The sequence below is a fragment of the Enterococcus sp. AZ078 genome (assembly GCF_051714985.1).
Classification (GTDB): Bacteria; Bacillota; Bacilli; order Lactobacillales; family Enterococcaceae; genus Enterococcus_B; species Enterococcus_B hirae.
This window is the reverse complement of the sequence record NZ_JBIOSW010000001.1, coordinates 2,112,097-2,124,720: the sequence shown is the minus strand read 5'-3', so window position 1 is coordinate 2,124,720 and position 12,624 is coordinate 2,112,097. Positions and strand designations below refer to the sequence as shown.

The window sequence follows — 12,624 nt, the reverse complement described above, 5'->3', positions numbered from 1 at the left end:
TGTATATGTCAGATTTTTATTTTGTAAAACTACGCCCTGAAGTTTACAATGATTTAATAACTTCAAAGGAAACTAAAAATAGGATATTAAATAAAGAAACAAGAATGTATCTTGCGTTCGAACAAAATGAAAGAAATTGGTATATTCCTTTTAAAGCTCATACAAGTACAAAACATCCAGATTCTGTATTTTTTTTGCCAATATTGGAGGAGGACCCTCATCTTGTTTCTCCGGGATTAGTTTTCTATCAGTCCTTAAATCTTTCCTCTTCAGATGTAATAGAAGTAAAGATAAAAAGTGAAGAGATAGCTGATTTATACCTACCGTTTATAGAAAAAAATTTGGAAAAAATTAAGGACGCTTTTTATCATTATCTAAGAGGATATTATAATCATTGTGTATACGATAAAAAGACCGGAACGCTTGAATTATTTCTAAAAGAAATAGAGGAAATATGCAATCTTAAGTTTAATGAGGGAATAAGTGATAAAAGTATACAAAATTTGAGCAAACGAGGTGATATAAAAGGGATTGAAGCATATCGAGAAAAACAACTTCCAAATTTTCTAGAAGAAGATTATTTTATTAAGTTTTTATCTGTTAAATCTCATCTTCCTTGGCAAGATTCAAGCATAATCCAAATCTTGATCGCCCAAAAACCAGACGTCCAATTGGCTCTTCAGGCTTGGGAATGGAAGAAACTTGAAAAAAAACTAAATCTGTGTCCGGAATCCCTCCTTAGAGCATATACAGGAGAAGTTTTCAAAAAAAAAAAACAAACTCTAAACCAACAGATTATTTTCAAGTACAGGTTTTTGATGTTAGTGAATTAAAGGAAAATCAAGAAATACCTAGACCTGCTTACTACGTAGGAGATCAAACAGTTGATTCATTTCTCTATAAAATTTTATTCCAAAGTATCAGAGGACTTACAAGTAGGTCAATCGAGATACAATCGGGAATGAATGATAAAGAAAAATTGAGTATCTTATTGCGTTCAGCCATACATAAGAGAAGATGGACTAGTATCGGTGATCAAGACCATTTAGAATATTTTAAATCAGAAGCGGTCGGTTATACCTTAGCAAAACATTTAGGATTATCTACGGAGAGTTATTCTTTTGAATATCTTTCTACTTTGAGGCAGAATAAATTGTCTGAAACTACAATAGATAATATTTTAGAGAGCATTAGTTCAGAAGTAAATAAAATATATAATGACTTTAGAGAAAAATTTAATATTATTTTGAATAAAAGTAACGAAAAGAATAAAGTTACCCAACTTCAAAACAATCAATCTATAGAGATATTAGACCCCGTCAATAAAGGGAAAAAAAGACGTGAAGCTTTGATTGAAAATAGTAAAAAAAAGTTTAGCGACAAACGTTTGAAAGTAGGAGAAAAACAGCAGCGTGATCCACAAACTTGGACAGAAGTTAAAACTAAAAAGAGTAAAAGAATCCATCCGAATATATATGAGAGTAAAATACAAAATTCTGAAGGGCAAAATAGCGAATATAATAGCGAGTATTGGTGGGAAATCGAAAGTAAACACGTGAGGAAAGTCAAAGAAGGGAACCACCAGCTATCAGGCGACTCTAAAGGATTGATTAGACCTGAAGTCAAAATATCTTTGGAAAAAGCTGAGGGTGCCAGCATAAAAAAAAATGAACTCTCGATGGATATTAAGGGAAATGAGCAACAGACAGTTCATATTAAAGGATCAAATGGTACTAAGCAACAAGAAGTTAAAGAGAGATCTTGGAAAGAGAACTCAAGCACAGAAAGAAACAATCAGCTAGATAATCTAGTGAAATACGGAGAAGCGAATCAACAATGGTTTGAGAAAGGAACTTTGGAAAAAGACACAAGTAAAGGAAGTAACACAAGTACTTCAGAAAATGTTGTTACCAATGATTTAAAGTGTTCTAAACTTAGAACTTTTGAAGGATCGATTATCCTTAAAGCCAAAGAAGGTGCAAGTCTACCTTTGAGTAAAGCTGAGGATACCAATCGAAATAAATCTGAACATTCGACGACTATTAATAGAATTAACCCGCAGACAGAGCATCAAGAATCTTCTACCCCTAGAACCTTTGCAAGCTTGTTTGACATGAAAGCCAAAGAAGGTGAAAGCCTATCTTTGAAAAAAGCTGAGGATACCAACCGAACTGAATCTAAACTTTCGACGACTATTAATGGAAAATATCAGCAGACAGATCATCAAGCGGATCAAAGTGAGCCGGAAGAAATGACTTGGGAAACAGTTACAAAAAAAGGAAGTAAAAAAAGCAACAAAAGCAACAAAAGCACTTTAGAAAAAGTAGATACTAACAGTCTAAATTCATTGACTACAGATAAATTCATTCCGCAATGGCAAAGGATAGCTCAGGAAAAAGCAAATAAAAACAATCGGCAGAAAAAAAATGGAGTATCCGGGCGTAGAACAGTGGCAAGATAAAAAAGCTTCTTTAAAACCATAACCAGATAAAAACGAGAGTGGGACAATAGTCAGAAAAAAATCTGATTATTTCCCCATTTTTTTGATTTTAAGGTACATAAAAAGCACAACCTTGTATGATTAAAGTGCTTAAACAAAAATCAAAGGAGTGTGCTTTATGTTTAAAAATTATACCATCAGCCAAACAACTTTACCACGAAATGTAGAACATTAACTGTTACCACCTTTATGTGGATGAAAGACGGTTATATGCGAAATGGACAGCGCAAACCAGGTTATAATTTCCAAATCGCCAACGATTGAGAAAGAACTATTGTCCCACTCTCGTTTTAACTTCTAAAAAAGATTTAGTGATTGAAATAAGTAAACATTCGTTGAAGCTTTTAGCTAGTTAACAAGAACAACTATTTATTTTTTTTGTAAAAACTTGGACAAATTTTAGCTTTTTATTCCGTATAATGAAATGGAATCTCTATCAGAAGAGAAAATCTAAATTGTAAGGAGAAGTTATAAATGTCAGATATTTATTTTGTGAAACTGCTTCCTGATGTTTACGATGAGTTAAAAACTTCAAAGTACAAAGAAATAACATTAGAAAATTTAAATAGGACATATCTTGCATTGGAAAGAAATAGGAGAAATTGGTATATTCCTATTAAATCTTTTACAGAGAAAATTTTTACAGAGTTTGTATATCCATTGCCAGTAATGGAAGAGAAGTACAAGAACAATCGTCGCTGTACTCCAGGTTTTGTTTTTAATCATTCCTTGTATCTTGATTCTTCACTGGTAATAGTAACTAAGGATCCGGGAATGGAATTATATCGTCCGTTTATAGAAGAAAATAAAGAAAAGATCATAGAAAAATTTTATTATTTTGTAAGTATGGCACATCATATTAATGAACGTGGTAATAAGTTGGTTAACTCAATTGACTTATTTCCAGAAGGAATTGAATATATACTAAATCTTAGGTTTAATGAGGAAATAGACGATAAAAGTATACAAAGCTTGAATAAACGGGGGGATAGGGAAGGGATTGAAACGTATCGAAAAAAACAACTTTCAACTTTTCTAGAAGAGGATAATTTTATTAAGTTTTTATCTGTTACAGCGCATCTTCCTTGGCAACACTCAAAAATAACCCAAAACCTGATCGCCCAAAAACCAGATGTCCAATTGGCTCTCGAGGCTCAGGAATGGAAGAAACTAGAAAAAAAATTAAAACTGGGTCCAGAGGCACTTTATAGAGACCATACAGAAGTACGTTTCGACAAAGAAACAAAAAGTAAACTAACAGCCTCTTTTCTAGTACAGGTTTTCGATGTTAGTGAATTAGCGGAAAAGCAAGAAATACCCAGACCAGCATACTATGTAGGGAATCAAACAGTTGATTCATCTCTCTACCAAATTTTGTTCCAAAGTATTAACCAATTTAAAAGTATGCCAATCGAGATTCAATCAGGGATGAATGATAAACAAACATTGAGTAACTTTATGCGTTCAGCCATACATAAGACAAGAGGGACTAGTACCGATTATCCAGACCAATTAGAATATTTTAAATCAGAAGCGATTGGTTATATCTTAGCAAAACATATAGGTTTACATACGGAAAGTTATTCTTTTGAATATCTTTCTACTTTGAAAAAAAGTGAATTGTCTGACAGTAAAATCGATGCTATTTTAGTTAGCATTAGTAGGAAAGTAAGTCAAATATATGGACGGTTTAGAGACAATTTTAACGATATTTTGAAAAAAAGCATGGAAAATGATACAGTCTTCCAATTTCAAAACAATCAATCTATTGAGTTATTAGACCCTGTCAACAAAAGGAGAAAAGGACGTGAAGCTTCAAAGGAACGTAATCAAAAAAGGGTTGACAGCATACGTTTGGAAGAAGAGAAACAAAAACAGCATGACCCACAAGTATGGATAGAAGTACAAACGAACAGTAGCGAAAGAACCAATTGGAATAAAGATGAAAGTAAAATGCAAAGTCCTGAAGAGCCAAATAGAGAAAACAATAGCGATTATTGTAGGGAAATCGAAAGTAAGCAAGTGATGACTGTCAAAGAAGGGGATAACCGGCAATCAGGTGACTTTAAAGGAAAAGACAAAGATGATGCAAGCCTATATTTAGAAAAAGCTGAGCCCTCGATGAATATCGATGGAAATGACCAACAGTCAGATAACCTAAAGAAATCAAGTGAAACGAACCCGCTGTGGTTTGAAATTGGGGTATGGGAACCAGTCATACATGAAAAAGAAAAAAGCAACCTTGCTACCAATGATCTAAATAGTTTTAACTCTAGCACATTTAAAAGCTTGACTGCTCCTAAATTCAAAGAAGGAACCAGCCTATATTTAGAAAAAGCTGAGCCCTCGATGAATATCGATGGAAATGACCAACAGTCAGATAACCTAAAGAAATCAAGTGAAACGAACCCGCTGTGGTTTGAAATTGGGGTATGGGAACCAGTCATACATGAAAAAGAAAAAAGCAAACCTGCTACCAATGATCTAAATAGTTTTAACCCTAGCACCTTTAAAAGCTTGACTGCTCCTAAATTCAAAGAAGGAACCAGCCTATATTTAGAAAAAGCTGAGCCCTCAATGAATATCAATGGAAATGACCAACAGTCAGATAACCTAAAGAAATCAAGTGAAACGAACCCGCTGTGGTTTGAAATTGGGGTATGGGAACCAGTCACATATGAAAAAGAAAAAAGCAAACCTGCTATCAATGATCTAAATCAGTCTAAATATTCACCGACTACAGATAAAAATACTCATCAACAGCAAACAGTGGATCAAAAAAGGAATAAAGCAATGAACTTAGTCAAACAGCAAGAAAAAAAGCGTATGGGCGCTACTGAAAAATTAACAAGATAAAAGAGAGTGGGACAATAGTTCTTTCTCAAAAAGAAAATAAGTTCGATTTTGATGTTTATTGTCAAAATAGAACTTATTTTTTCTGTTTTGCGCACTTTCCTCTCCATATATTTTCCTAATTTTCTTAAATTTAATGCCATCAGTGCCAAACCAATATCAATCGTTGCTCCTTGTTTCCCACGCAAATGGAAACGATGGAACGCCAAATGAGCCTTTAGATGTCCGAACACGGGTTCGACATCAATTTTTCGTTTCCGATAAATCGAACCAGTTTTCTCCTCTAAAAGCTTTTTTCTGCATTCTGCTTTGAAATAGCGCCAATTATTATTTACTTGAATTTTTCGCTTTTGTTCACTTTTCGCACGCGTACATTGACGACGAACTGAACAGTTCCGACAATCCTCACATTCATAGATTTTGAAATCTCGAATAAAGCCACCTTTATCTTTTCTGCGACTATAATTTTTGAACGGTACCGGACGATTCGCTGGGCAAATATAGGTGTCTTGTTCTTCAAGATAACGCCAATTCTCCACGTTAAACGGATTATCCTTGTACTTCTTTTTATTTTCTTTGTGATAACTGCCATATGTAATTAAGGGAGTTTTATGTAGAACATCGTTGATATACATGTAATTTTCTTCGCTACCATACCCTGCATCTGCCACAATGTACTCCGGTAACTCCTTATGTCGGTCTAAAAAACTGTCTAAAAATGGATTCAATGTTTTGGTGTCTGTGGGATTTGGAAATAATTCATAGCTCAAAACATACTGATTTTCGGTGGCGATTTGTAAATTATAACCTGGCTTGAGCTGTCCATTTCGCATATAATCGTCTTTCATCCGCATAAAGGTGGCATCAGTATCTGTTTTTGAAAAGCTATTTCGTTCTTGAAATAGTTGAGCATACCGTTCATACTTTTGTTTTCTTGGCAGATAATCCGTTTGTACCTGTCGGAGATATTTTTTATACATTCTTCTTTTTTTCTTTAGTTGACTTTGCTTTTCTTTGCATTTTTCATGTGTTAATTGTACTTGTGTTTCATGGAGTTCAGCTTCTAAATGATGAGCGACTTCTTCTAACTGGTCGCTCGTCAATCCATCGGATTGACTTTCTTCTTTTAAGCAAGGAAGAATTTCCTCTTGATAAAGCGTTTGATAAAAAGCTTCTGATTTTTCATCTAACAACCGTTCACACCGAGTGGTGGCTTTACGCCAAACAAAGCTGAACTTATTGGCGTCTGCTTCAATTTTCGTACCGTCAACGAAGATGGCTTCATTATCTATCACTTGATTGGTTATCAGTTGACGGCGAAACAACACAAAAGCCTCTGCTAGAAGCTGAGCTGTCGTTTCCTGACTTCTGAATCGATTGATCGTGCGGTAACTCACTTGTTCATGATTGGCTAGCCAACGCATACGGTAACTATCGTCTAATAAAAATTCGATCTTTCTGCCAGAAAAAACACGTTGCGTGTAGGCATAAAGAAGAATTTTCAACATCATTTTGGGGTGATAGGCTGGACGTCCCAGCTGTTGTTCAATTTGGTTGAAGAGCGCTTGCGGGATTGCTTCTACTAACGAGTGAACCGCAAAGGCAACATCCGTTTCTGGAATATAATGTTCTACATCTAGTGGTAAAGTTGTTTGGTTGATGGTATAATTTTTAAACATAAGGCACACTCCTTTGATTTTTGTTTAGGCACTTTAATCATACAAGGTTGTGTGCTTTTTGTGTACCTTAAAATCAAAAAAAAATGGGGCAATAATCAGATTTTTTTCTGACTATTGTCCCACTCTCTTTTTTAGGTCCTTTGTCAAATAATGTTGGTACGTTTCATCAATATTATTTGACAAAGTCTGAGTTATTCTTTTTCTTTATCATTTTCTTTTTTTGCTGGATGCGCTCGAGCAAAGGATGAAGCAGTTCCCCAATAGTTTTTATAGTTTTCATCCGTTCCACCGACACCAAACTTGAATGTTGATTTTTTTGGACCATTTTTTGCCCAAAGCGATTCAACTGTCTGACTTGGCGTTTCGATGGTTTTCTTATCAACAGTAACTTTACCAGGAAGTTGTCCTGTAAAGGATGCTACTTTTTTCTTGGAGACATCAGAAGATAATTCAAATTTATCCTTTGTCCCGAACACCGCTGGATTTGCTTGGTATACTTGATTAATGAGATTGGCTAAATAGCTAGAAGAACGTAATCGGGCTCTTGAGTCCATTCCAGTGTTGTCATCGTGACCTGCCCAACTACTGATCGTAATAGATGGCGTTGAAACAATCAGCCAAGAATCACGGTAGTCATTTGTTGAACCTGTTTTGCCGATCCAATCCGCTTGTCCCAGTTCATGATTTAAAGCAGTAATATCATCTTTAAAAGGTGTCGTGATTTTCGCAGTGATTACACTACGCATCATATCATTCATAATTGATGCTGTAGCTTCAGAATACACTCTTACAGGTTTTTCCTCATGTTTGTAGATGACGTTTCCTGAGTTATCAGTAATTGAATCAATCAAATAACCTTCTTGATAGACCCCGCCATTAGCCAAAGCTTGGAAGCCATTGGTTTGTTCCAAAGTCGTTACATCAACGGTTCCCAACGGCGCAGACTCAACACCCCAATTATCATTGGTTGGATAATTCATTTTTGCCAAGTAATTTTCATAAGCATATTGTTTAGAACCACCATTTTCTAAAACATCCTGATATAAATGATAGGCAGGGATATTGTTAGACCATTCCAAAGATTCTCGAATCGTTTGGAAGGTATTAGAACCTTCATTCGTTGCATTGACGATTTTTTCTCCTGCGTTACTTCCTTCTTGCCAGGTAGTTGCGTAATCAGAAACACGTGATTCTGATCCTACGAGCCCCATATCGATGGCTGGACCATACACGAGTACTGGTTTAATCGAAGACCCAGCTTGTCTTTGGGTGTCAAAAGCATGATTATTTTGGTTTTGTAGATAATTTCTACCACCAACAAAACCATAGATACGACCAGTTTTATTATCCATCAAGACATTTCCTGTCTCAACTTGTGTGGCTTTGCCATCGTCTAATAGATGACCATAACTTTTTGCTGCTTCTTGCATTGCCGCATAAACATTTTTATCGATCGTTGAATGGATCGTATAACCTTTGTTTTGGATCGTTTGTTGTGCTTTTTGATAGTAGGCATCATAGACTGAACTATCAGATAAATCTGCATCATCTTTTTCAGCTAATTGTTTAGTGATGATCTCTGTGGCTTCACCCATAACGGTATAATATAGAAACTCACGATCACTTTGTTCAGCAATCTGTTGTGGTAAGAAATCTTTCGTGAGATCATAAGCTTTCGCTTCTTCATATTGTTGTTTTGTGATTTTATTTTCACGATACATGCTGAATAGAACCACATCTTTTCGATTCAATCCTGCTGAAAGGTCTTCTTTTAAACTCCCAGTATTTGTGTAAGGACTATAAGTGATCGGACTTTGTGGCAAGCCTGCGATAAAGGCAGCTTGTGGTAAGTTGACATCTTTGGCATTAACACCAAAGATTCCTTTCGCTGCTTCTTGTACACCAGCGATATTTTGTCCTTTATTGTTTCGACCAAATGGAGAAACATTTAGATACATAGAAATAATTTCATTCTTGGAAAAGTGTTTCTCGACTTGTGCTGCTAATAAAATTTCATTTGCTTTTCGCTTGAATGTTGTTTCATCAGTTAAGATTTGTTGTTTGACTAACTGTTGAGTCAACGTGGAACCACCGGAAGAACCGATACCAGTTGCTTCAGAAAATAAAGCACGCAAAACAGCTTTTGGTACATAGCCGTTATGTCGCTCAAAATACTCATCTTCAGTACTAATGATTGCAGTTTTCAATAAAGGCGAAATTTGATCTGAAGGAACGGCTGTCCGCATTAAATCAGTTTGGATCTTTGATATTTCAGAATTGTCAGCATAAACAAGTTTAGATGTTTCTGTAATGTTGCCAAGCTCTGATTGCAGGGTTGCTTTGGATGGTATTTCGGTATCTTCAACAAGATAGGCAAAATAACCAGCTCCGATACCAACACCAAGGGCTGCCAGTAGCAGAAGAAGGACGACGATAAAAGTAGTCAGTGATTGGAAGACACCAAAAGCGATGTTTAATCCCAACCATTTTTGCTTTTTCCTTCGATGTTGCTTTTTCCGAGTATCTTTACGTGGCAAAAGGGTTCACCTCAACTAATAGTTTTATTTCGCTAATTATAGCAAATAATGGAACAAAAAAACAGATATGGTGATTTTTATAAGGATTATTTCAACTTTCTTTTTCTGAATGATAGAGTGAACGAGAAACTTAAAGCACTAGACCGGTTTTCGAGTCGTAAACTTTCCTTTCACTATATGTTCAGTTAAAATAGAAAAAGATTAGCTTATTTAGAGTGATTATCAATGAATGGAATATGGCTTGATAAGGATTTCGATCATTGACTCACTTTTTATGGAGAGGAAGAATTTTATGTTATTAGGGTCACACGTAAGCATGAGTGGGAAAAAAATGCTATTAGGGGCAGCAGAAGAAGCTGCAAGTTACGGTGCTTCAACCTTTATGATTTATACTGGAGCACCGCAAAATACTAGACGTAAAGCAATTGAAGACATGAATATCGAAGCGGGGAAAGCGTATATGAAGGAACATGGATTATCTGATATAGTGGTTCATGCACCTTATATTATTAATTTGGGAAATACGATTAAACCGGAGATGTTTCCTTTTGCGGTTCAATTTTTAAGAGAAGAGATCGTCCGAGCGGAGGCTTTAGGAGCAACCCAGATCACTTTACATCCAGGTGCCCATGTCGGTGCAGGTGCCGCAGCAGGTATTGCCAAAATCATTGAAGGGTTGAATGAAGTTTTGACGAAAGAACAGACTGCACAAATTGCTTTAGAGACAATGGCTGGTAAAGGGACGGAAGTCGGTCGGACATTTGAAGAATTAGCGCAGATCATTGATGGCGTGACTTTGAATGAAAAATTGTCTGTGACATTTGATACTTGTCATACGAACGATGCAGGCTATGACGTGTGTCATGATTTTTCAGGTGTCATGACAGAATTTGATAAAGTAATCGGCTTGGATCGATTGAAAGTGTTACACATCAATGACTCGAAGAATCCTCAAGGGTCACATAAGGATCGTCATGCTAATATTGGTTTCGGGACGATCGGTTTTGATGCACTGAAAGAAATCGTACATGAACCGATGTTTTCAGATATTGCCAAAATCTTAGAAACCCCTTATGTAGGGAAAGAGAAAAAAACGGCCTATGCACCATATGGAAAAGAAATTGCTATGTTAAAAGAAAAACACTTTGATCCAGAAGCTTTCCCAGAATTATTAGCAGCAGTGAATGAATAAACAAATGAAACCTTAAAGTTTTGATTGTAGGATCTGTGCAAAACCTACATGATATTAGTAGTAAAAAACGTGATTCATTTGCTTCACGAAGACATTTCAACAAATGGACATAAAAGTTGTTGAATGTAGTTATACGAATTAAAATAAGCCGAAGAATTTCCCTGAGTAACCATTTCGGGATTCTTTGGCTTATTTTTTAAAGTTGGACACTTAAGGAACAACTTTTTTATCATCTAATCTTTTTATTAGTTATTTTCTTGGACGGTTAGTTGTTGCAAACGTTCTGCGTATCTTTTGTTCCCTTTATACAAGTCGACGATCGTCCAACACAATAAGGCTAAGACAGCAAAGATAATCAAGTAGGCCACATTGTCTGCCCACATCAATTCATTGGTAGTTGCTTGATCACCTAAGAAACTTTCGATTTGTCCAGGCAACCCTCGTAAATTCAAGAATGTCAGACTGATTACGGAGATCCAGCCTAAAGATTTAACGAATAGATTATTTTTAAATTGTTTCCCCATCTCTACTTCACTATTTGTCATCATCAATAATGGAATCATTGAAAAAGGAAGCGCAAATGCAAGGAATACTTGAGATTCGTTCATCAAATGATTCAAAGCAGTATGTTCTTCGATCGTTCCTTTCGTGCTGGTAAAGAGGACACAGAGTAAAACAGGGATGACAGACAAGAGACGTGTGACCAAACGACGTAACCAAATCGGCATACGCATGTGGATAAAGCCTTCCATGATCACTTGTCCTGTCAGTGTTCCAGTAATCGTAGAATTTTGTCCAGAAGCTAAAAGGGCAACAGCAAATAATGTAGATAAAATGCCAGATTTTGCTACAGTGGTCAATACATCATTGCTCATAACAGAAGGATTAGACAATGCTTCGTAAAGCCCAAAAAATGATGGGTCTTGCACAGAACCATTTTTAAATACTGCAACGCCCATGATCAAAAGTAAAGCATTGACTAAAAAAGCCATAGTTAATTGAATATTAGAATCCCAAGTTGTAAAACGAACAGCTCGAGCGATATCGGTTGGGTCTTTCCGATCGATTTCTCTCGTTTGTGAGACTGCAGAATGGAGATACAAATTATGAGGCATGACAGTTGCGCCAATGATTCCTAATGCACCTGTCAATGGTGTCTCACCACCAATCATCGGTGAATCAGCAAACGTTTTGCTATTAGGAACAAAGCCAGCAAATAAATGTTTCCAGTCGGGATTTGACAAAGCCACTTGGTAGACAAAAACGAATAAAATGACAAAGATCAAACAAACGACGATCGCTTCAATTTTACGAAAGCCAATCTTAGTTAACATCAATAAAACAAAAACATCAAAAACAGTAATAAATACGGCAATTACTAATGGAATATCAAAAAGTAAATAAAGGGCAATGGCGGCCCCAATTACTTCTGCAATATCGGTTGCCATGATTGCCAATTCAGTTAACACCCACAAAATCACACCAAGTGTTTTACTTGTACGGGCTCGGATGGCTTGGGCTAAATCCATTTGACTAACGATGCCTAGTTTTGCTGCCATATATTGCAAAAGCATAGCGACTAAGCTGGATAAAAGAATGACTGACATCAGTAAATATTGAAAGTTTTGACCTCCTGTAATAGAAGTCGACCAGTTTCCTGGGTCCATATAACCTACCGCAACGAGTGCGCCAGGACCTGAATAAGCTAATAATGTTTTAAAAAAACTTTTCCCTTTAGGAACTTTGACTGTTCCGTTCACTTCAGCTAAAGATAAGCCGTTGGTGTGTTCAATCAATTTTTGTTTATGGAATTGATTACTCAAAAAAATCACCTCTCATTTTCTTCACGACACCATTCTACAC

The 12,624-nt window shown here is 36.0% G+C and carries 7 protein-coding genes; 4 read left to right on the top strand and 3 right to left on the bottom strand.

Features of this window, described 5'->3' with window-relative positions; translation table 11 throughout:
- Nucleotides 1–5 precede the first annotated feature (5 nt).
- The 3 genes from IGJ18_RS09905 (at nucleotide 6) to IGJ18_RS09895 (ending at nucleotide 5,356) form a co-directional block, all read left to right on the top strand.
- Nucleotides 6–833 (top strand): hypothetical protein, encoded by an 828-nt coding sequence (locus IGJ18_RS09905; RefSeq protein ID WP_438843285.1) that lies wholly within the window; start codon nucleotides 6–8, stop codon nucleotides 831–833.
- A 128-nt stretch (nucleotides 834–961) separates the two neighbouring features.
- Nucleotides 962–2,461, top strand: a complete 1,500-nt coding sequence (locus IGJ18_RS09900) for a hypothetical protein (RefSeq protein ID WP_438843284.1) — start codon at nucleotides 962–964, stop codon at nucleotides 2,459–2,461.
- A gap of 513 nt (nucleotides 2,462–2,974) precedes the next feature.
- Nucleotides 2,975–5,356: a hypothetical protein gene (locus IGJ18_RS09895; RefSeq protein ID WP_438843283.1), complete on the top strand. Its 2,382-nt coding sequence runs from the start codon at nucleotides 2,975–2,977 to the stop codon at nucleotides 5,354–5,356.
- Here IGJ18_RS09895 and IGJ18_RS09890 read toward each other — a convergent pair.
- Both IGJ18_RS09890 and IGJ18_RS09885 read right to left on the bottom strand, forming a co-directional pair.
- Nucleotides 5,275–7,032, bottom strand: a complete 1,758-nt coding sequence (locus IGJ18_RS09890; protein ID WP_438843282.1) for an IS1182 family transposase — start codon at nucleotides 7,030–7,032, stop codon at nucleotides 5,275–5,277. The two genes, IGJ18_RS09895 and IGJ18_RS09890, sit on opposite strands and share 82 nt — an antisense overlap.
- Before the next feature lie 191 nt (nucleotides 7,033–7,223).
- Entirely contained in the window at nucleotides 7,224–9,569 is a 2,346-nt protein-coding gene (locus tag IGJ18_RS09885) for a transglycosylase domain-containing protein (protein WP_081128039.1), read from the bottom strand.
- A gap of 292 nt (nucleotides 9,570–9,861) precedes the next feature.
- On the opposite strand from IGJ18_RS09885, the gene IGJ18_RS09880 reads away from it, so the two are divergent.
- Complete coding sequence (locus IGJ18_RS09880) at nucleotides 9,862–10,761, top strand: deoxyribonuclease IV (protein WP_081128037.1); 900 nt, start codon at nucleotides 9,862–9,864, stop codon at nucleotides 10,759–10,761.
- A 245-nt stretch (nucleotides 10,762–11,006) separates the two neighbouring features.
- On the opposite strand, the gene IGJ18_RS09875 is transcribed toward IGJ18_RS09880, so the two are convergent.
- On the bottom strand, nucleotides 11,007–12,584 hold the full coding sequence (locus IGJ18_RS09875) for an Nramp family divalent metal transporter (protein ID WP_081128035.1): 1,578 nt from the start codon (nucleotides 12,582–12,584) through the stop codon (nucleotides 11,007–11,009).
- Between the last annotated feature and the right edge of the window lie 40 nt (nucleotides 12,585–12,624).